Annotated in this window: 20 protein-coding genes; 19 read left to right on the top strand and 1 reads right to left on the bottom strand. The window is 41.6% G+C overall.

The features are described 5' to 3' along the window. Nucleotides 1-61: 61 nt before the first annotated feature. The 15 genes from NQ508_RS07340 to NQ508_RS07270 all read left to right on the top strand — a co-directional run bounded on the left by NQ508_RS07340 (nt 62) and on the right by NQ508_RS07270 (nt 15,332). Nucleotides 62-457: a replication initiator protein A gene (locus NQ508_RS07340; protein ID WP_006426515.1), complete on the top strand. Its 396-nt coding sequence runs from the start codon at nt 62-64 to the stop codon at nt 455-457. Nucleotides 458-640: 183 nt separating this feature from the next. Beyond that, on the top strand, nt 641-1,585 hold the full coding sequence (gene mobV / locus NQ508_RS07335; RefSeq protein ID WP_006426516.1) for a MobV family relaxase: 945 nt from the start codon (nt 641-643) through the stop codon (nt 1,583-1,585). 72 nt (nt 1,586-1,657) lie between these two features. After that, nucleotides 1,658-1,852, top strand: coding sequence for a hypothetical protein (locus NQ508_RS07330; RefSeq protein ID WP_002334813.1), 195 nt, complete (start codon nt 1,658-1,660; stop codon nt 1,850-1,852). Between the two features lie 144 nt (nt 1,853-1,996). Beyond that, nucleotides 1,997-3,574 (top strand): recombinase family protein, encoded by a 1,578-nt coding sequence (locus tag NQ508_RS07325; protein WP_006426517.1) that lies wholly within the window; start codon nt 1,997-1,999, stop codon nt 3,572-3,574. Nucleotides 3,575-3,677: 103 nt separating this feature from the next. After that, on the top strand, nt 3,678-4,139 hold the full coding sequence (locus tag NQ508_RS07320) for a hypothetical protein (RefSeq protein WP_006426518.1): 462 nt from the start codon (nt 3,678-3,680) through the stop codon (nt 4,137-4,139). A 97-nt stretch (nt 4,140-4,236) separates the two neighbouring features. After that, entirely contained in the window at nt 4,237-4,938 is a 702-nt protein-coding gene (locus tag NQ508_RS07315) for a DNA alkylation repair protein (protein ID WP_044919700.1), read from the top strand. Next, nucleotides 4,935-6,428, top strand: coding sequence for an ATP-binding protein (locus NQ508_RS07310; RefSeq protein ID WP_006426520.1), 1,494 nt, complete (start codon nt 4,935-4,937; stop codon nt 6,426-6,428). The genes NQ508_RS07315 and NQ508_RS07310 overlap by 4 nt, the downstream gene beginning before the upstream one ends. A gap of 146 nt (nt 6,429-6,574) precedes the next feature. Beyond that, the gene (locus tag NQ508_RS07305; protein WP_006426521.1) at nt 6,575-8,704 is read left to right on the top strand and encodes a CocE/NonD family hydrolase; all 2,130 of its coding nucleotides are present in this window, start codon (nt 6,575-6,577) and stop codon (nt 8,702-8,704) included. Between the two features lie 327 nt (nt 8,705-9,031). Next, nucleotides 9,032-9,748 carry a LytR/AlgR family response regulator transcription factor gene (locus tag NQ508_RS07300; RefSeq protein WP_006426522.1) on the top strand — a complete coding sequence of 239 codons (717 nt, stop codon included), beginning with the start codon at nt 9,032-9,034 and terminating at the stop codon, nt 9,746-9,748. Continuing rightward, nucleotides 9,745-10,920 (top strand): sensor histidine kinase, encoded by a 1,176-nt coding sequence (locus tag NQ508_RS07295; RefSeq protein ID WP_006426523.1) that lies wholly within the window; start codon nt 9,745-9,747, stop codon nt 10,918-10,920. Before NQ508_RS07300 ends, NQ508_RS07295 begins: the two co-directional genes overlap by 4 nt. A gap of 2 nt (nt 10,921-10,922) precedes the next feature. Beyond that, nucleotides 10,923-13,601 (top strand): FtsX-like permease family protein, encoded by a 2,679-nt coding sequence (locus tag NQ508_RS07290; RefSeq protein ID WP_044919553.1) that lies wholly within the window; start codon nt 10,923-10,925, stop codon nt 13,599-13,601. After that, nucleotides 13,601-14,395 carry an ABC transporter ATP-binding protein gene (locus NQ508_RS07285; RefSeq protein ID WP_006426525.1) on the top strand — a complete coding sequence of 265 codons (795 nt, stop codon included), beginning with the start codon at nt 13,601-13,603 and terminating at the stop codon, nt 14,393-14,395. Before NQ508_RS07290 ends, NQ508_RS07285 begins: the two co-directional genes overlap by 1 nt. A 309-nt stretch (nt 14,396-14,704) precedes the next feature. Continuing rightward, nucleotides 14,705-14,884: a hypothetical protein gene (locus NQ508_RS07280; protein ID WP_006426526.1), complete on the top strand. Its 180-nt coding sequence runs from the start codon at nt 14,705-14,707 to the stop codon at nt 14,882-14,884. A gap of 21 nt (nt 14,885-14,905) precedes the next feature. Continuing rightward, the gene (locus NQ508_RS07275) at nt 14,906-15,076 is read left to right on the top strand and encodes a hypothetical protein (RefSeq protein ID WP_006426528.1); all 171 of its coding nucleotides are present in this window, start codon (nt 14,906-14,908) and stop codon (nt 15,074-15,076) included. Between the two features lie 91 nt (nt 15,077-15,167). Continuing rightward, complete coding sequence (locus NQ508_RS07270; protein ID WP_022416331.1) at nt 15,168-15,332, top strand: sigma-70 domain-containing protein; 165 nt, start codon at nt 15,168-15,170, stop codon at nt 15,330-15,332. Between the two features lie 72 nt (nt 15,333-15,404). Here the strand turns inward: NQ508_RS07270 and NQ508_RS07265 are convergent, their stop codons facing one another. Next, complete coding sequence (locus NQ508_RS07265; protein ID WP_006426530.1) at nt 15,405-16,256, bottom strand: COG1361 family protein; 852 nt, start codon at nt 16,254-16,256, stop codon at nt 15,405-15,407. Nucleotides 16,257-16,644: 388 nt separating this feature from the next. Between NQ508_RS07265 and NQ508_RS07260 the strand changes: the two genes are divergently transcribed. From NQ508_RS07260 to NQ508_RS07245, 4 genes are all read left to right on the top strand, one after another. Beyond that, nucleotides 16,645-17,142, top strand: coding sequence for an RpnC/YadD family protein (locus NQ508_RS07260; protein ID WP_242654650.1), 498 nt, complete (start codon nt 16,645-16,647; stop codon nt 17,140-17,142). Between the two features lie 288 nt (nt 17,143-17,430). Then, nucleotides 17,431-18,582, top strand: a complete 1,152-nt coding sequence (locus tag NQ508_RS07255; RefSeq protein ID WP_044919555.1) for a sensor histidine kinase — start codon at nt 17,431-17,433, stop codon at nt 18,580-18,582. A 13-nt stretch (nt 18,583-18,595) separates the two neighbouring features. Continuing rightward, entirely contained in the window at nt 18,596-21,226 is a 2,631-nt protein-coding gene (locus NQ508_RS07250) for an ABC transporter permease family protein (protein ID WP_006426533.1), read from the top strand. Further along, the gene (locus tag NQ508_RS07245) at nt 21,219-21,983 is read left to right on the top strand and encodes an ABC transporter ATP-binding protein (protein ID WP_006426534.1); all 765 of its coding nucleotides are present in this window, start codon (nt 21,219-21,221) and stop codon (nt 21,981-21,983) included. Before NQ508_RS07250 ends, NQ508_RS07245 begins: the two co-directional genes overlap by 8 nt. Nucleotides 21,984-22,125: the final 142 nt, after the last annotated feature.

The following is a 22,125-nucleotide window of genomic DNA, read 5'->3' as shown; positions in this document are numbered from 1 at the left end:
AGGTGGTATAAAGTATCGCCCGCCCCGGAAAACGGGCTTCTAACCGTCCACAAAACGCACTATGACAAATACCATCTATATCCATCAGCCGGAAAAGGCGTTCAGCTTCACCCGGCTCCCGAATTTCCTCTTTGAAGCCCCCACATTCAGGCCCCTGTCCAACGAGGCAAAGGTTCTGTACGCCTTTATCCTGCGCCGGACAGAGTTGTCCCGCAAGAATGGGTGGGCGGATGACTGCGGACGGATTTTCCTGTATTACCCTATCTGCGAAGTGGTTGACCTGCTCCACTGTGGGCGGCAGAAAGCGGTGAACACCCTGCGGGAACTGCAATACGCCGGACTGGTGGAGATCCAGAAGCAGGGCTGTGGAAAACCCAACCGCATTTTCCCAAAATCCTATGAAGCGGTTCCAAACACCGACTTCAAGAAATCCCGTTCTGGTACGCCGGAGGACTGAAAACCGTACCCTTGAAGTACGGAAATCAATCTTGAGAAGTACGAAAACCGGACGGTATATAGAAATACAAAGATTAAAATGATTTATTTATATCCATTCCATTCCTATCGTATCAGAGATAATTCCGGCGGGATTTTCCCTGTGGAAAACCCCGGATAGGAAAGGAATGGGGAAAGGAGCAGAATGGCACAACACGCAATTTTGCGGTTTGAGAAGCACAAGGGCAACCCGGCAAGGCCGCTGGAAGCCCATCACGAAAGACAGAAAGAACAATACGCCAGCAACCCCGACATTGACACAAGCCGGAGTAAATACAACTTCCATATCGTCAAGCCGGAGGGACGCTATTACCACTTCATTCAGAGCCGTATCGAGCAGGCCGGATGCCGGACAAGGAAAGACAGCACACGGTTTGTCGATACACTGGTAACTGCCAGCCCGGAGTTTTTCAAGGGGAAATCCCCAAAGGAGATACAGGCGTTTTTCCAGAGGGCGGCGGCTTTCCTCATTGGCCGGGTAGGACGGGAAAATATCGTGTCGGCGGTGGTACACATGGACGAGAAAACGCCCCACCTGCATTTGACCTTTGTTCCGCTGACAAAGGACAACCGCCTGTGTGCAAAGGAGATTATCGGCAACCGGGCAAACCTGACGAAGTGGCAGGACGATTTTCACGCCTATATGGTGGAGAAATATCCTGACTTGGAGCGTGGGGAAAGCGCCAGCAAGACAGGCCGGAAGCATATCCCCACCCGGCTTTTCAAACAGGCGGTTTCCCTCTCCAAACAGGCCAGAGCCATTGAAGCCGCCCTTGACGGCATTAACCCGCTGAACGCCGGAAAGAAAAAAGAGGAAGCCCTCTCCATGCTGAAAAAGTGGTTCCCGCAGATGGAGAACTTCTCCGGGCAGTTGAAAAAGTACAAGGTCACAATCAATGACCTGTTGGCGGAGAATGAGAAGTTGGAAGCAAGGGCAAAGGCCAGCGAAAAAGGAAAGATGAAAGATACGATGGAACGGGCAAAGCTGAAAAGCGAACTGGACAATTTACAGCGGCTGGTTGACCGTATCCCGCCGGATATACTGGCGGAACTGAAACGTCAGCAGCGGCACACGGTAAAGGAAAGGTGATAGATATAAGCAGAAATTTTCGCCGCCTTTGTGCGGCATTGTACCTTGAAAACTGAATATGGAGGACACTGGATGGCAAAAAGCGAAAGCGATATTTTTACACCCCGGACAGGGCAGGTCATACAAGCAGAGAACGGCACGCAGTATTTTGTATGTGGGAACAACCGTATAAAAATCTCCGAACACTTCGCCGCAGGCGGGAAGCCCCTCGGTGATCTGATTGTAGATGTGGTGCGGCATACCGCAGAAAAAGCCGCTTCAACCTGATAGCCCATCATTGATAACACGCCCACGCTTATGATATAATTGCCATAGAGCAAAAGTATTGTAAGCGTGGGTTGTTTCTTTAGAAGGAGGATTTTTACGGTGAAACAACCTTACAATACTACGATTTACAACACGGCGCTTTATATGAGATTGAGCCGGGACGATGAAAACTATGGTGACAGCGTAAGCATTGAAACACAGCGGACAATCCTGCAACAGTACGCAAAGGAACAGGGGCTTCATGTAGTCGGTGAATATGTGGACGATGGCTGGTCGGGGACGAACTTTGAACGCCCGGATTTTCAGCGCATGATGGACGATGTGGAAGCCGGAAAAGTAAACTGCATTGTCACGAAAGACCTTTCCCGTTTCGGGCGGGAACATGTGATGATGGACTACTATCTGGAATTTCTGTTCCCGGAAAAACGGGTGCGCTACATCGCCGTTGCGGAGAATGAGGACACAGAGAAAGGGCTTTCCGATTTTGTCCCGTTCAAAAACCTGTTCAATGAATGGTTTGCGAAAGATACAAGCCGCAAGGTAAAGGCCGCTTTCAAAGCAAAGTTTGCCACAGGACAGCGTATCGGCGCCTATGCTCCCATCGGGTACAGGAAACACCCGGAAATCAAAAACAAGCTGATAATCGACGAGGAAACCCGCTGGATAGTGGAGAAGATTTTTGACCTTGCCTTTCATGGCAGAGGGGCGGCCAGTATCACAAGAATACTGATTGAGGAAAAGGTTCCTACGCCGGGATTTATCAACTTCCAGCGTGACGGGACTTTCGCAAACATCTATGCGGGTGCGCCGGAGGAAAAAAGCTACGCATGGACGATAGCGCAGGTCAAGAGCATTATGAAAGACGAAACCTATATCGGTCATACCATCCACTACCGGGAAACAAACATTTCTTTTAAGAACAAGCGGAGGATACGCAAGCCCCAAAGTGAATGGGTGCGGGTGGAGGACACGCAGGAGCCGATTATCAGCGAACAGGTTTTCCGGCAGGTACAGGAGCAGATAGCAAACCGCCGCAGGAAGTGCAAGGATGGTACGACGCAGATTTTTTCCGGATTGGTAAAATGTGCGGATTGCGGCTGGTCGCTGTCCTATGGGGAGAACAGGCAGAACAGCAAGCCTTACGGCCATTATCATTGTAGCAAGTACGGACAGGGCACACGCCAATGCTCCATGCATTATATCCGCTATGATGTGCTTTACGCCTATGTCCTCTCCCGTCTGCAATACTGGTCGAGGCTGGTACAGCATGATGAAGAACGGCTTTTGAAGCGGCTGTTAAATGCCAATGACAAGGGACAGGCCGCCGCAAGAAAGAAGCAAGCCGCAGAGTTGAACAAAGCGGAGAAGCGGAAAGCCGAAGTCGATACCCTGTTTGCCCGGATGTATGAGGACTGGGCGGCGGGGCGTATCACAGAATACAACTTCTCTATGCTGTCCGGGAAGTACCAGAGCGAACAGGCTGAACTGGACACAAAGATTGAACAGCTTCAATCCGCTATCGCCACTGAAAGCCAGAACGCCGCAGACGCAGAAAAATGGATTGCCTTGATGAAAGAGTGCGTCAATCCAACAGAACTGACCGCCGAACTTTTGAATACGCTGATTGAAAAAATCGTTGTCCATGAAGCGGTCAAAGGTGAGGACGGAAGCCGGGAACAGGAGGTAGAAATCTTCTACCGCTTTATCGGCAAAATTGATTAAATGACACCAATATCTTTAACTATGTGATACCGGAAAATCATTCCCGGACATCAGTCTGATCGAGCCACTGTGTCAGATACTGGATATCAGTGTCAGTGAATTCATGCTTGGAAAAAGGATTGAACCGGAACACTATCAGGAAGAGACAGAAAAAGCCTGGATTGCATCGCTGGATGAGCCGTTATTGTATAAAATTCAGATGATCATATATATATTAGGAATTGCAGCGGTTGCGGTATTGCAGGTTCCTCTTTTTTCACACGGACCTATGTGTGTGAATATTATATGCTGGGCTGTATGGGGTGCACTGTTCTTTGCTGCATATTATCTGGATAAGAAAATCCCGGAAAGGAAGCTGAGATATTCGAATCCCTGGATCGAAGGGGTGTTTTCAGTGATTTATTTCCTGTGTTATATGTTATGGTTCTTTTTGCGCAAAGATGAATGGGGAACATTGCCGATGTCGGAACAGATGTCGCTTTGGGCGACAATTGTTGTTGGATTGATTGTGGGGGTTTGTGTGAGAGTTTTTTTGGCAAGAAAAAAGAGGAGAAGTGCTGTTTAATGCGTTTAAAACAATAGAAATTGTATCGCAACAGCGATATAATAAATAAAAAGATCATATGCCTGACATGGGAAATATAAGAATCAAGGATGAAAATATGAATAAAACAACAATCATAACCAACGTACAAACCCGTCTTTTTGAGTTGCAAGACTTAAAATACCGCGACTTCCATGCAAAACTAATGCCGACAGTCAACAAAGAAAAGATCATCGGTGTTCGGACGCCGGCACTTCGTGTATTTGCGAAGAAGTATGGAAAAACGGATGAAGCAAAAGAATATCTGCAGATACTGCCACATCAGTACTACGAAGAAAATAATTTGCACGGACTTTTGATCGAACAGATTAAAGACTATGACATATGTCTGGAAGAACTGGAACGTTTTCTTCCGTATATTGATAACTGGGCGACCTGCGATATGCTTGCGGTCAAGGTAGTGAAGAAACATCTGGATACATTTATAGATGAAGTATACCGATGGATGGAATCCGACCATGCATATACCATCCGGTTCGGTATCAGTATGCTGATGCGCTATTATCTGGAAGATGCATTTCAGATGGAGTACCCGGAGAAAGTGGCACAGATCCGTTCGGAAGAATATTATGTAAATATGATGTGTGCATGGTATTTTGCGACGGCGCTTGCAAAGCAGTATGATAAGATTCTCCCGTTTATCGAAAAGCAAAAATTAGATGTCTGGACGCATAATAAGACGATCCAGAAAGCTATCGAAAGTTACCGGATCACGCCAGAGCAGAAAGAATATCTAAGAGGGTTAAAGATTAAAAAATGAAATCCATATCCATTTATACGATCACAAGAAATCAGAATATCGAACAGCTGCAAAAACTGGAACGTCAGTTATCCGGAAGAGACTATTTTCTGAAAATGCGGGAATGGGAACTGGAAAGTATGAAAGCACTGACAGCCGAATTGGAAACCTGTATGGAGGATGTATATGCACTTCGTTTCTTTTATTCGTTTCAGATTCCGAGACTGGGAAAAGAATTTGATCTTCTTCAGATCAAAGAAGACCAGATTGTAAATATTGAGTTAAAAAGTGGTGTGGTATCAGATGAGGCTATCTGCAGACAGCTTCTGCAGAATCGATATTATCTGTCGGTGCTTGGAAGAACGATTCATTCGTATACTTATATCAGCAGCCAGAACCGTCTGGTAAGACTGACGAATCATGATCATATCGCAGAGGCAGACTGGGACGAATTATGCAGAGCTTTGAAAAGAGAAAGTCCGGATTATGACGGGAATATCGAAGAACTGTTCCGCGCAGAACTCTATCTGATCTCACCGCTCAGAGAGCCGGAACGCTTTTTACAGAAAGAATATTTTCTGACGGCACAGCAAAGAGATATCGAACGACAGATCCTGAAAGGAATCCGAGCAAAATATTCCGACTATTACTGGTTCAGCGGACTTCCGGGGACGGGAAAGACATTGCTTCTGTATGATCTTGCGATGAAGTTGTCGGTACGTCAGAGAGTCTGCATGATTCATTGCGGAGAATCAGGAGAGGACTGGAGAATTTTACATAAACGTCTGCGCCGGATTGATTTTCTGTCGGATCGTCAGTTATCACTTCAGGCAGCAAAGCAGACGATGACAGAAAATGTGTGTGCGGAAGAAGCGTTTGACACATTCTTAAAGCCATACAGTGCTATTCTGGTGGATGAGGCACATCTGCTTTCTGTGGAGCAATTAAAGATATTAGAAGAATGTAAAAAGCAGATTCCGATAATCTTCTCCAGTGATACGGAAGACATGATCTCGCCTAAAGAACTGGATCGTGAAATATCGCAAAGACTTGCGAGCCTGCCGGATGTGCAGAGCTTTCATATGACGAACCGTATCCGTACAAATGCAGAACTTTCTTCCTTTATTCAGAACATGCTGGATCTGTCGCGGAGAAAAGGGCAGAAGGGCTATCCTAATATTGAAGTGGTGTATGCGAATGATGATACAGAAGCAGTATGTTTGATGCAAGGCTATGCGAGACGGGGATATCGCTATCAGAATTCGGCAATGCGGGATGTGAACCGCCTGGTAGCCGTACTGGATGAACAGTATTATTATGATAAGGACGGTTATCTCCGTGCGGGAAAGATTAGTGAAGCTTCTTATGAAATAACCCGTATAACAACGAGTGAAGGCAGAAAATCAAATGTGAGACTTCTTTTTCATCAGCTGAATCAGGCAAAAGAAAAACTGGCGATTGTGATCAAAGACAATCCGTCAGTGTATGATACGATTTTGGATATATTATAGATGCGTAAAAACAGATAAAGAACTGTTTTTACGCATTTTTCTGTATCAGTCATTTCCAGATATTTTCAGAAAGAAAATTTGCCCGGTTCCGAAATGCGTGGTACAATATTCCTTAGGTAAAATATTGAATCAGAGAGGTTTTTACAATGGAAGAAAAGAATTACAGTAAAGTACCGGTATTCGAAAATGGACTTGCACAGCCTGTTTTCAAATTCACAGACGGAAAGACAGGAGAAAAATACGATCCTGCGACATCAAGTATCGTAAGATACTGTGTATATGTGGAATCTGACTATGACATGGATGGAGACGGAAAGAGAGATCTCGTTAAAGCATTCATTCAGGTTCCAAGAAGTGCCGTAGAAGGCAATTATAAGGCGGCAACGTTATATGAGGCACGTCCGTATTGTGCCGGTGTACAGGCAGACGGATACGATCATATGAAAGAAGTGGAAAGCAAAGAATACCGCAAAATTGATTTTGCAGATCTTGACAAAGAAGTGCCTGCACGTATCCCGGAAGGAATGATCAGTGCCATGGATCTTGCATTAAAGGCAGATCCGGCAGACTGGTATTATCCGGATAAAGGGAACAATAACAGCATGGTATATGAAAATCTGGATAACTTCAATTATTATCTGGTGCGCGGCTTTGCAGTGGTTGTAAGTGCCGGATTCGGAGCGCTTGGCTCAGATGGATTCAACTATGTCGGTTCAGAGTATGAAAGAGATGCATTCAAATCTGTTGTAGAATGGCTGCATGGCGACAGAGTGGCTTACGCAGACCGTGAAGGAAAGATCGAGACGAAGGCAGACTGGGCGAATGGGAATGTTGCCATGACCGGAAGATCTTATGCCGGAACCATGCCGTTTGCAGTTGCAACCACAGGCGTAGAAGGCCTGAAAACAATTGTTCCGGTTGCAGGTATCGCAGACTGGTATACACAGCAGAATATGCAGGGTGCACAGCGCTACTGGCCGAAAGAGATGCTGAACAGTTTCCTGGCATATTTCTGTTCCAGCCGTTATAACGATGAGACATTATCTGAGAAACAGTTGGATGATATTGCAGCATTCCATCATGAATTAAGTCTTCAGCAGTTAAAATGCGGATTCGACTATGATCCGGAATTTTGGGGAGCCGGAAACTACCGTCTGCATGCAGACCAGATCAAGTGCAGTGCGCTGATCGTACATGGATTCAATGATGAAAATGTATCTACAAAACAGTTCGAAATGATGCATACCGCATTCGAACAGGCAGGACAGACAGTGAAACTGATCCTTCATCAGGGTCCACATATCACACCGACCATGGCGAATAAGAATTACGGAATCCTGATCGATGGAAAATTCTATGATGATATCGTAAATGAATGGATATCCCATTATCTGTACGGAGTAGAAAATGGTGCCGAAAAGATGCCGGAAGTACTTGCGCAGACAAACTATGACCAGAAAAAATGGGAAGTAGAATCTGCATGGGAAACAGAGCATACCATGAAGCTCGCATCTAAAGAGGAGAGTAAGACCGTCATCGACACGGATTGGGAGAAAGCCGGTGTCAGTGCAGAAAACTTCGATGATGTGATGGCACAGAAGTCTACGAATATGGCACAGCGCTATGTGACAGATCCATTTGAAGAGGCAGTGACTGTACAGGGAACGGTATGCCTGAACTTAAAGGCAGCATTAAAAGACGGAAATATCGAAACAGATTTCGATCCGGAAAACAGAAACGATGTGGATACATTGACCATGCAGCTTGGTAATTCCAAAGTATCCGGTAAAATGGATGATGTAGAGATTGCAGTGCTTCTCTGTGATGTATGTGACGAAGAATTCGACAGTATCCAGACCGTAGATCCGGAAAGAAATATCGTTCCGGTAACAACGGTGAAAGAAGGCGGAATCATTAATGGCGGAGATCTTCCGGCATTTGATGAGGCAGAATTCAATACTGTACATAAAAAATACCGCGTGATCACACGTGCATTTGCCGATCTGTGTAATCCGGAAGCAGGTTATGCGCCGGAGACAGCACAGAACAGTATCGAACTTAAAAAAGGCGAATATCATGATTACAGCGTATATCTCAATGCGACAAGATATACCGTAGAGCCGGGACACAGACTTGCAGTAGTTGTTGCAACAGAAGATCCGGTGAACTGCCTGATCCATAAGACATATTCGGTAGAGATTGATGACAACTCTGTGATGGTGGAAGTTCCTGTGACAAAAGCGAGTGAGAACATGGGACTGAATAAAGCGGAATAGATAGAATATCTATCGGAAATGAGAAAAGTACGAGCTGCTGGTTGAAAATATTAGAAGTAAATGATTGAAAAAATAAGAACTGCTGTTTTAGGAGTAAAGTCTTAAAATAGCAGTTCTTTTGTGTTGCCATGTGTTCGTAAGGAGTTGCTTGGCTGCCAAAACATCTGTAAGGAGCTTTGCCAATGGTAAGTTTTCTGTATCAGCAGACGTTTTTTCAAGAATTCATGGCCACAAATCCCGGAATTCATGGCCAGTTATAACAATATTTGTAACTATCGTGGTACAATGAATGCAATAATTATGTGAATAAATACGGAGAAAATATAAATGTTTCAGATAGCAATGATAGAAGATGAAGAACATACAAGACAGGAAGTGGAAAGACTTATTAGCCGGGAGTTCGAGAAACTTAAGGTGCAGGATATAACCACCGAAATATATAAAACAGCCGAAGAATTTCTGGAAGTTAAGAAGCACTACGATGTAGTTATCTCAGATATTGATCTTCCGGGGAAAAGCGGGATCGATTTGGGAAGAATTTTAAAGGCAGAACAAAAAGATATCTGCCTGGTATTCCTGACATCGTACGCCGAATTTGCAGTGGATAGTTATGTCCTCGAGGCATATCAGTATATTTTGAAAAGAGATATGAAAGAACGTTTGCCGGCAGTATTACAGAAAATTTATCAGGAAAAGCAAAAAGAGAGCCAGAATTTCTTCTGGATCGGTGGGGTGACGGACCAGAGAAAATTATATCATAAAGACATTATCTGTATCCGCAAGGTCAAAGGGCAGAAGTATGTTGAATTTGTAATGGTAAATGGCGCATACAAAGAACGTCTGGCACTGCATCAGATTTTTGAAGATTTGAAAAGCCCGGCTTTTATATTTGCCGGAAGAAGTTATATTATCAATATCGATCATGTGGATCGGATCACGACGGATGCAGTCTATCTGGAAGACGGGATTAAGATTCAGGCAGGGGCAGAGACTATTCAGGATGTGAAGACACGGATCATGGAATATTGGAGAAATGTAGAATGAAAGAATGGACGAGAAAGCGAAAAGCAGATGTTTGTATGGGGATTCTGCTGCAAATATATTTCTTCTTTCCATGGATCCGTATAGACGGAGGGTATCACACGATTCACGTGTATCTGATCGAGATATTCCGGAAAGAAAGCTGCATCAAGGCATATAATTATATTTTCTTATCTGGGCATCCAATCTTATGGAAATATTCCGGTTTTGCGGCAGTGACATTTACCATGATCATAGCATTTATGATTGTGATGCAGATGATCGAACTATGGCAATTGTACAGACATATGAAAGGGATCAAAACGTTTGATATACACAGGTATGTCTGGGTTCTTGCCATCGTTCTTTTTTTCTTATATCTTGATGCTTCATACATCTATCTGGATGACAGTGCGCTGTTCAAGCTTAGAATCTATATGTATATGGTGATATTCATAGGTATTATTGGAATCTGGATGTTTCTGGATATCGAGGCGGCTGCATGGGATACGGAGACAGCAAAGCATAAGACAGAACTGAAAGAGCGGGACGAACAGTTGCTGCAGGTAAAAGTGAAAGCGCTGGAAGAAAAATATCAGGAAATGTTAAAGAGCCGGAAGGTTGTACATGATATGAAAAATCACCTGCTTGCATTGAAAAAATACGATCAGGAGAGAGACTGGGAAGGACTGCACCAGTATCTGAATGAATTAAGTGATGATATGCTGGATGACAGCTATCAGATCTGGACGGGTAACCGCATGCTGGATATGATCCTCAATCAAAAGACGAAAGATGCAAAAGAGAAAGAGACGGATATGCAGATTGAGACAGAAGTATTTGCAACCCTTCCGTTTTCAGACAGGGAGATTATTTCACTTTTTGGAAACGTTCTAGATAATGCGCTGGAAGCCTGTGAACGGATCCAAGATAAAAAGCGCTGGATAAAAATTAAGATAAAAAAGAAGAATCATTTATTATATATTGAGACCTCAAATGCAATTAAAGAAATGCCGGTGCAGAATCAGAAGGAATTTGTATCAGTAAAAGAAGATGAGATACTTCATGGATATGGAATGAAGAACATACAGGATATTGTCAGAAAATATGACGGCATATTCCGATATAAAATTTACGGGGAGTATCTGGTCTGTATCATCTCGATATATGATATAAGAGGGGCGGAAGAGGAATGAGAATGGAAGAGAAAAAGAGACGGATGAATATTATTCTGGGGATCATACTTCAGATATATTTTCTGTTTCCGTGGATGAATATAACGGGAGAACGGAAGAATTTTATTATGTATGTAATTGCTGTGTTGAGAAATCACAGTTGTGCAGATACATATAACACGACGTTTTTAGACGGAGCAGCAGATGCATTACCACTGGATATTCATACACTGGCAAAAACATTCACGGTATGTGTTATGCTGTATGTCGTTCTTGAAGTAATCGAAACAATACGGCTTATCTGTAATATCAAGGGATGGGAAATAAAATTTTTATCTATCATAGAACTTATCGGATTATTTGCAATGCTGTCGGTAGTGGCCGAGATTGGACTTAACAGTTCATGGAGCAGTGCGGGTACGATACAGGTGTTCCCGATGTATCTACTTGGGTATCTGGCAGTATTTCCGATATGGACGGGGATACGGTTACTGATGCATAAATCCATGGAAGAATGGGAAGAATCCGGTGAACAGATCCTGAAAACTCAGGAAAATGATAAGCATTATAAACAGGAACGGAAAAGAAGATTATATTTTCCAGGGAAATATTCGAAGCTTTATTACCATGTGCTGTGGGAGAATTTTAAATATCACTGGAGAGATTTTTCTTTTTTATTTGTATCGGTTCTGTTATCGGCAGCATTTCTGTTCATTGGATTTGGAATGAGAGAGGCATTTTCCGGAAGCTATGGATATGATAATGAATTACTAGGGCTTGGGCTGACTGAGATTATGAAGGACTGCCTGATCGTGATCGTACTGATATCATTGTTTTTGATTACGGTTGTCATGGTATTCTACCGGAAAAAACGGATGGCGGATGATGGGATTTTCCGGACACTTGGCATGCGGAGCAATGCCGTGTTCTGGTCCTGGATCGGAGAATTACTTGCCGGATTTGCGGTGGCACTGGTGACGGCATTTGTGATTGGAAGAGCCATTTTGTTTGGCATATATGCCGCTGTTATACAGCATTTTCCTAAAATCGATATGAAATCAGAGGTATCGTGGAAGGTGTATCTGATCACGGCAATCGTGATAGCTGTTATCTGTTTGTTTGCTTTTGGTATCTCTGGGGATATCCATGCAGGAGAACGTTCCGCCGATGCCAGAAATGCAGCGGTGAAAAGTGAGAAGATTCCGGGAATATACAGAAAAGCAGGGGCGTTGATCAGCGGGCTGCTGGGAGTAATCGTCCTGTATCTGTATACACAGAGAAGATTTTCAGAGAGTATCTTTCTTTTGTGTGGGTTCTTCCTGTGTTTGTATGTTTTTCTGTATAATATAGGTGCCATGATCCTGCGTAAAAAAGAAACGTCTATGGATCAATACCTGCGAACCCTTCCGGAAGAACATATGATACGACACAGATACCAGACAACTGTAAAGTATCTGACACTTATGATCGTGATACATGTATGTGTGATGTCCTTTTTCTCGGTAAAAGTTGTATCTAACAGAATTGCAGATAAGACGGATACGCTGTACCCATACGACTATGTATGGCTTGCGAATAGTAATGATACAGGGATTATCGAAAAGCTTAAGCAAGAATGCAAAGCAGAAGTGACCAGTATTCCGATGGTCCGGGCAACAACGATTGATAATACAGAACGTCTGGAAGGACCATTTGATCTTGTCTGGCAGCAAGGCCAGAATATCGGTATATCAGAGAGCAGTTATCGAAAGTTAAAGAAGGCAGTCGGAGAAAAACCGAAAAAGCATCTGAATCTTGACAAGAACGGAAAGAAAATTTATGTCGTGTATCAGCAAGATCAGGGAACAAAGGCGAAACCAATTGATCACTATCAGTTGATGATACATCCGAATCTGCATATCGGACAGCCATTGTTTGGCTTTGATACAATGGAGCACCAGACTTATTATCCGGTACGGACGATTACAGGTTCCGAGACTTCGAGTCTGATCGGTGCATTCAAACAGGGAAAATACGAGAATCTTATTGTATTTGCTGATGCATATTTTGACAAAATAAAAGACTATTGGAAAACGACAGACATGAATACGGGAGAAAAAATAAAAACGTCGGATGCGGTATTGGAAGAAAATATCCATGAATGGCCGACGAAACTTGTCCTTGCAAATGTACCGGAAAAATACCAGAAAAAAGCAGATCAGTTGACAATAGATTTTGCAAAGCAACATGCATATGATGAGTCATTTGATTCGCTTGTAAAAAGTACATATACGAAGACAGAAGCAGCGAAAAAGCGGCAGATGGAGCGAATCCTTGAATGTGTGATGAATGGATTTGTGCTTATTATTTTATCTGTGATCAGTATGCTCCTACTTCATATGAAGGTTCAGATGGAACTGCCGGATATGCGGAAACGGTATCAGTTCATGAACCGTCTGGGAATGAATCGCAGGGAACGGATCTGCATCGAGAAAAAGGAAATCAGCCGGTTTGTGACGATCCCATCTGTTATTGCCGTTATAGTTACGGTACTGTATTCTGGAATTGTATTTGGACTCAGGGATTATCATCTGAATGATGTGAAGAATTATGTGATAAATGCAGGTGTACTTTGGATTATATATTTCATATTACAGTGGCTGAATCTGAAGTGGCTGGAAGATACGATTGTGAAAAAGATTGAAAAGGGAGCAGATTTGTAATGAATGAAAAATTAGAAAAGAATGAAAATAAAAAAACGGCAGACGTATTAAGAGCAGAGAATCTGGTCCGTGATTATGTGCAGTATGGAGAAGATGGTGAAAAGAAGAAAGAGATCCATGTCCTGAAGGGATTAAATTTTTCTATCCAGAGACAGGAGTTTGTCGGAATTATGGGAAGATCCGGATGTGGAAAGACGACATTTTTGAAACTATTGGGTATGATAGACCGTCAGACCGGAGGAAAGCTGTTCTTTGAAGAACATGATACGGAAGATTTGTGGAAGGATGAATTTGCGGACATACGACGGAGAAAGATCGGATTCGTGTTCCAGGACTTCTATTTGATGGACAGTCTGTCCGTCAGGGAAAATATCATGCTTCCGAAGATCCTGGATAAGAAGAGTGCGAAAGAGTGTATGGAAGAATCGCAGAAATATGCAGAACAGTTCGGAATTACACATCTGATGAACAAGAAGCCGTATGAATTATCCGGAGGTGAAAAGCAGCGAGTGGCGATATCCAGAGCATTGATCAACAATCCGGATCTGATACTTGCGGATGAGCCGACCGGAAACCTCGACTCTAAGTCCGGTGATGTGGTAATCCATACACTGAGTCATATCAATCGGGAACTTGGCAAGACAATTGTTATGGTAACACATGATCCGAAGATGGCAAGTTATTGCAGCAGGCTGATTCTTCTGAAAGATGGAATGATTCTGGAAGATATGAGAAATGGCGGGGATCAGGAAGCGTTTTATCAGGAGATTCTTGGGAAGATGAAGGAGTTGTAGAAAGTTCACAAAAAATCAGTATTTCTAGAAATTGCATTGAAAATAAAAATCAGGCATGTTATTCTAGCGGCACGCAGATAAATTCTAGCATCTGCAACGTATCTATATTTATCAATTCATTTACTTCAAGCCCAGATATTCGGGCATTAATCAAAAATGAAAACCACAGAAAACAGATAAATACATGCCTGATAAAGAAAGTTGTTCATATATACTGGTATATATATAAAATGTATGCTATGATATTCATAAAAATAAGCAGTTTTTCTTTTAAAGGAGTTATATCTGTATAAGAAAGGAGAGCTGTTTATGAACAAAAGAAAATCATTAAAAGAATTAAACTTGCTGGACAAATTTCTATTCGATGAAGCAATGGATGACCCCGAAAATGTAAAGACGATGTTAGACATCATATTAAGTCAAAAGACGAATCTGAAGCATCCACCGCAGACAGAGAAGGAACAGAGAACGTCTACGGATAATCGGTAGATCCGGTTAGATGTCTATACTATGGATGAAGATGATGTGATATACGAAGTGGAGGCGCGGAAAGAAAATACGCATAATCTTCCGAAAAGAAGTCGTTTGTATCAGGGAATCATCGACAGTAAACTGCTGCCGCCGGGTGGTATCCCAAGAACTGATAGAACTTTTGAAATATATGGAACACAGTACAGATGAAGTGTCAGAACAGTGCAAAAGTGAACGGATTCAAAAGATGCATAGACGAGTTTGTCGGATTAAAGCAAGTGAAAAAACAGAGGTGAAGTATATGCAGGCATGGGAAGAAAAATTGCTGGAAAGACAAAAAGAAAAAAGAGAATTGCTCAGAAAAATGAATCATAAGATGTCCATTGAGGAAATTGCAGATGTATTGGATATGGATGTTTCAGAGGTGAAACATATCATTGAGGAACAATATGATACAGAAGATTAAATCGGAAAATAATCGCAACGGGAGAGACCATCTGACATTATTCGGATGGTCTCTTCTGCCATTTCTTTATGGTTATACTGTTCCGGTAATTGTCAGAGTGCTGAATCCCGGATTAGAACTCCATTCACCGGTAGTCTCGTTGACGGTAAATGTTGCTGCAGGAACAGTAACTTTTCCGGCACCAGTAGCAAAAGTACCGGTAGTTTTATCATAAGTGTAGTCTTCACCTTCTGTCCATGTGCTTCCGTTAAAGGTGACAGTCAGATTAGAAAGTATTGGATTAAACGTATCGGTAACGATTACGGCCGTGGATTCATTTGCAGGAACGTTTCCTTCATTCTGAATCAGGAACGTGTAGGTCAGGCTTCCGTTTTCAGTAACAGGTACCGGACTGATAGATTTTGTGATACCTAAGAGTGGCAAGGCTTCTGCATTTACCGTTTCCTTAGCGGTGATAGAAGTAATGCCGTCTCCACTTGCAGTGACCGTGTTGGTAATGAATGATTCATTGGTGAGAGGAGCGTATTGATTTACAGCTGTTTCATAGACCAGTGTCAGATTGCCATTTGCGGGAACAGTTAATCCAGAGAAGATAAGCGGAGGACCTGCGGTTACAGCAGGTGCAGCCTGTAACGTTCCGTTTGTATAGTATTTTACCGTGTTATCCAGATACGTTAACGGTGTCAGTGAAGTAGTAGAAAATGCATACGCACCAAGGTCATCTGTGAGTGTAAGTCCTGTAATCGGAGCGGTACCGGAGTTAATAATACTTATAATATAGGTGACGGTCCCTCCCGGATGATAGGTATTTTTTACTGCAGTTTTCGAGATTGACAATACTTCGAGAATCTCACCGACGGCAATATTTGAATTAGTAACAGAATTTCCGTAACGGAGTTGTGCCTGGTTCGTAAATTGAGCCATATTTTTAACCTTCCTTTCATATATGTGTCTACAATATAATATATGTCTGTGGAGTAAAATTGCCCGGGGATAATTTGTAGAAGATTTACAAAAATTGAGCATTTCTAAAATATATATTGAAAGCATGAATAGAGCATGTTATCCTATCAACACGCAGATGAATTCTAATATCTGCAACGCATCTATATTTACCAATTCATTTATTTCAAGCCCAAACAATCGGGTAAGAATCCAAGATGAAAATCATAAAAAACAGATAAATACATGTCTGATAAAAGAAGATAACGGTATATACTGGTATATATATAAATTCTGTGTTATCATATGCATAAAGCTAAACAGTTCTTCTTTGCAGGTATTATATCTGTACAAGAGAGGAGAACTGCTTATGAACCAAAGAAAATCATTAAAAGAATTAAACTTGCTGGATAAATTTCTGCTCGATGAAGCGATGGATGATCCGGAAAATGTAAAGACGATGTTGGATATCATACTTCTGAATACCAGGGGCAAACATCCCGAGCTGGTGTCACCAGAATTGATAGAATTGTTGAAGTATATGGAACGTAGTACGGATGAAGTATCAGGGAAGTGTAAAAGTAAGCGGATTCAAGAGATGCATAGACGAGTTTGTCAGATCAAAGCAAGTGAAAAGACAGAGGTGAAGTATATGCAGACATGGGAAGAACAGATAATGATAAAGCAGGAGGGAATTACTGAGGGAAGAATAGAAGGCGAGAAAATTGGACAATTAAGAGGAAAAAGCGAACTCTTAGAAAAATTGTCTGATAAATTTTCGATTGAGCAAATTTCAGAAATGTTAGAGATCGATATTTCAGAATTAAAGAATATTATGAAAGAGATACAGAACGAAAAGTATCTGTAAGAAATTGTTAGTGGCAGGTTCTGTGGGTAGCAGCTTTATACTAATGCATGGTCATATTATAAGAACGGTCAGATATGTTTATCAAGACATGTCTGACCGTTCTTCGTATAGCAGGGGATGAAAGAAAACATGCGGTTTTTCTGTGTGTAATTACCACGGTAGATCCATATTTTTAAAATTTCATGGTCAGAAAACCCGCTATTCATGGCCATTATAAGGCGGAAGAAGAAAAGGCATGGTACAATAACTATAAAGATTTCATGTGAAAATAAGATGGAGACCGATAAAATGAATGGATGGACAAAAAAGAGAAAAGTAGATACTTTTATGGGGATTTTATTGCAAGTGTACTGTTTCTTCCCGTGGATGCGCATAAATAGAAAATGGAATACGATTCACATGTATGTAATTAAGACCTTTCAGGAAAATGATTACATCAAGATGTATAATCATACATTTTTAAAACAGCATATGTGGAAATGGAAACATTCACAGGTAGTTGCGTTTATATTTTTACTGATGTTAATATTCCTGATTTTGCTTCAGAGTATAGAATTGTATGAATTATACCAGTGCATAAAAAACGGGAATCAATCAACAAATTATCATATATTTGTTTGGATTACTTATCTTGCAGCATTTTACATCTTTATGGCTATAGCATCTACCGGATTTGCAGAATTTTATTCTATGCCGATGTTTTGTTATATGATGCTGTTTCTGGCTGTCATAGGAATCTGGATATTTCTTGATATTCAGGCAGAAGCATGGGACGTTGAGACAGAACAGCACAGAGCTGAACTGGAAGAGCAGGATAAGAAGATGCTCCAGATGAAAGTAAAGGCGATGGAAGAACAATATAGGGAAATGTTAAAGAGCCGGAAGATTGTTCATGATATGAAGAATCATTTGCTTGCATTAAAGAAATATACGCAGGAACAGGACTGGAAGGGATTGGAAGAATATCTGAACGAACTCAGCCGGGACATGTTGGATTACAATTACCAGATCTGGACAGGAAACCATATGCTGGATATGATTCTTAACCAGAAAGAGAAGGAGGCAGAGAAGCAAAAGACGCAGATGCAGATCAGCACGGAAGTATTCACAACGCTTCCGTTTTCTGACAGAGAGATCATTTCACTTTTTGGAAATCTTTTGGACAATGCGTTGGAAGCGTGTGAGCAGATCAAAGAAGGAGAACGCTGGATACATATAAAAATGAAAAAGAAGAATCAGCTCTTATACATCGAGATTGTAAATGCGGCTAAAAATACGGGAATACAGACAGATGAAAATTTTGTATCAAAAAAAAAGGATGGAGTGTTACATGGTTATGGAATGAAAAATATCCGGGATATTGTAGAACAATACAATGGAATGTTTCAGTGTAAAAGCCAGGAGGATCGGTTTGAGGTTGTGATTACTATTTACGGATAGGAGGCAGGTGAATATGAAAGAAACAAAGAAAAGAAGATATATTGTATCGACAATTATGTACGGTATGATTTTGATTTTTATTCAGCTTCCGTGGGTGGTTTTGAAAGGGAAAAATTACAGTATATATGCAGCATATTTCCGAATCAAAGCAAAAGGAATAAAAGCGCTTTCGGAGATGGCAGCGTCTGTCTGGGATGGGAATATTACGATAATCCGGATACAGTTAATACTGCTTATTGTATTTCAGATCGTGATTGTATTACATATAGTGACGCAGTGGCTGCATAAGGAATATTATCTGAATATCGCTGCGTTAGTTGTTCTAGGTGTATATATTGTGGTGAATGAATCCGGATTTGGAATGCTTGCGGATAATTCAACAAAAACGATTCTGATTCCTGCAATCATCATGATATTTGTTATGGCAGAAGTGTTGATCAGTAAAATGCTTGATGTATGGAAAGATGCCAAGGAATCAGCAGAAATATTTGCGGAAAAGGAACGGGAAGAAAAAGAAGAAGAACGCAGGAGATTATATTTTCCGGGAAATTATACCAAACTTTTTTATCAGATGGTCTGGCACAATTTTAAATATGACTGGAAAGATTACGGCCTCTTGCTGTTCTGTGGTGTAATCGTTTCTGCATTCTCCTTTGCAGGACTTGGAATATATCAGATGATGGCGAAGGCTCACCGGGCAGAGAATTTCCTGCTGGGTGAAGGACTTGGAAGGATATTGCTGAATGCAATGCTTCCGATGGCGGTATGTGCCATCTTTTTGATGGTGTTTGTTCTCGTATTTTACATGAAAAAATGGACGCAGAATTACAGTGTATTCGTGACGCTGGGAATTCGAAAAAAAGCGTTGTATACGATTATTGGGATAGAGATCGCAGTCGCTTTTTTGTGTTCGCTGATTGCCGGCGGTCTATTGGGAAATATGATCATGTTTCTGTTCCGGAAAGTGATTTTCTCAATGCTGGCAAAAGGAATTGTTCTGTCAAAGGTGACGTGGCTTACTTATGTGAAAGGTACGTTGGTGGTGTTGGCAGTGTATATAATTGCATTGATGGCGACCAGGGATATCGTATCGGATTTCAATCTGGTCAGGGCATCGATCAGAAACATTGCAAAAGAACCTATGCCGCAGAGGAGGACAAAGTTATTCATAACAGCCGGAATCATAATCTGTATGATCGCTATATTCGAATACCGGCAGTTGAGAAATCATGAAAGTATGTATCTGCTCTTTGCATTCTTTGCAGGTATATTTTTACTGATTCGTTTTGTAGGAGCCGGATATTTGAGACGTGCAAAAAAGACACCGGCATATCTGCCACAGATGCTGAACCGGAATCATTTGTATTATAAATCAAAGACAACTGCAAGGTATGTGCTGGCACTTACAATATTGAACGTATGCGCAGTGTTTTACTTTCTGTTTCAGGTAGTTTCGGTAACGATTGCAGAGAAGCCGGAAAGTCTGTATCCGTATGATTTTGTCTGTATTGCAGATGATGGAGATGATGCGATTTTTGATAGGATAAAGAACGGTTATCAGGCAAAAATCATAGAATATCCGATGGTGCGTGTGGCAAATGCAGATAAGACAGAACAAAACGAAGGCGTGCAACAAGGAAAAAGACCGCAGGGACAACAGATCGGGATTTCTGAATCGACATACAAACAATTGAAAAAATATGTAGATCCATCGTATAAGGAAGAAGCAATGCATCTTGATCGAAATGGAAAGAAGATATATCTGGTGCACCAACAGGATTGCTCCGTGAAGGCACAGCCGGTGGATTGGACATTTGGAAAGAAGAAACCATTTTTGCATATCGGTCTTCCGTGTGAATATTATACCTTATATTCGCCGAGCAAAGCATATCCGAAAAGAACAATAGAAGGGGAAGAAATTGGAAGTCTGATTGGATGTTTCCGTCAGGGAAAACTGGAAAATATCGTTGTATTCTCGGATGCATATTTCAAAAAAGCACAGGGAATGTGGAAATACACGAACATATTAACCGGAGATAAGATAGAAGAAAAGGCCTTGCGAATAGATGGTGTCACAATTAAGCAGGGTCCGACGAAGCTTGTACTGATTCAGGCAGACCCAAAATACCAGAAAGCAATTGAAAAGAAAATGAAAAAGCTGGAAAAGAATCATACATATGAAGCGCAGTATGATTTCGAAGTACATTGCTGGTATTCAAAAAAGACGGCAGTCAATGATCTGAAGACAGAATATATGATGAAACTGATCATAAATACATTCGTATTGCTTACAATGACCATCTCCGGCCTTTTCCTGATGTATATTAAATCGTTATCAGAAATGAGTGATAAGAAAGCAAGGGCTGACTTTTTGAAATGTATGGGAATGCGAAAGAAAGAACGAGTATCACTCCTGAAAAGAGAACTGTATTACTTTTACTGGCTGCCGGAGCTGATAACGATAGTCGTGACCAGTATCTTTACAGCAGCAACGTTTCATGCTCGGATGTATACGCATGCCGTCAGAATTGCATGGCTGAAACATGCTGTCTGGATATGGCTTATGTATCTGGCAGTACAGTGGGGATTTGCATGGATATTAGGAAGATTTATCATTCGAAAGGTGGAAGGAAAAGATGAATAAACGGGAAGTTATGAAAGTGGAGAACCTTGTTCGGAATTATAAAATGGTCTATTCTGACAGACAGGGTGAAGAAGAAATTAAAGTTTTAAAAGGGCTGGATTTTACCATTGAAGAACAGGAATTTGTCGGGATCATGGGAAAATCAGGATGCGGTAAGACAACGCTTTTAAAAGTGCTTGGTCTGATCGATAAGCCAACTTCCGGAAAGATATTTTTCACTGGAAAAGATGCATCTGAATTATGGAGTGATGAACTGGCAGATATACGCAGAAGAGAGATTGGATTCGTGTTTCAGGATTTTTATCTGTTAAATAGTCTGTCTGTAAAGGAGAACATCATGCTACCAATGGTGTTGGACAAGGCACCGGTTGATAAGTGTTATAAGAATGTAGAAACATATGCCGAAAAATTTGGTTTATCACACCTTCTCGAGAAGCAGCCATATGAAGTATCCGGCGGAGAAAAACAGAGAGTTGCGATTTGCCGTGCGCTGATCAATAATCCAGATCTGATCCTAGCGGACGAACCGACCGGAAACCTCGATTCCAAGTCCGGGAAGATCGTGATTGATGCATTGAAGGACATTAATGAACATATGGGAAAGACGATTATTATGGTCACACATGATCCGCAGATGGCAAGCTATTGCAGCCGGTTGATCCTGTTGAAAGATGGTGTGATACTGGAAGATCTGAAGAACAGTGGGGATCAGGAGGCATTTTATCAGGAGATTCTTGAGAAAATGAAAGAGTTGTAAAAGATTCACAAAAATTGAGCATTTCTAAATTACATATTGAAAACAGAAATAGTATATCAGGAAAAGTTATTGAAAGAATTTGAAATTTAACAATATCAAAATAAAGAATATGTACCAGACTAGCCATTATCGGAAACACGGA

This window comes from Dorea longicatena (genome assembly GCF_025150085.1).
GTDB classification, from domain to species: Bacteria; Bacillota; Clostridia; order Lachnospirales; family Lachnospiraceae; genus Dorea_A; species Dorea_A longicatena.
This window is presented reverse-complemented; position numbering and strand designations above follow the sequence as displayed.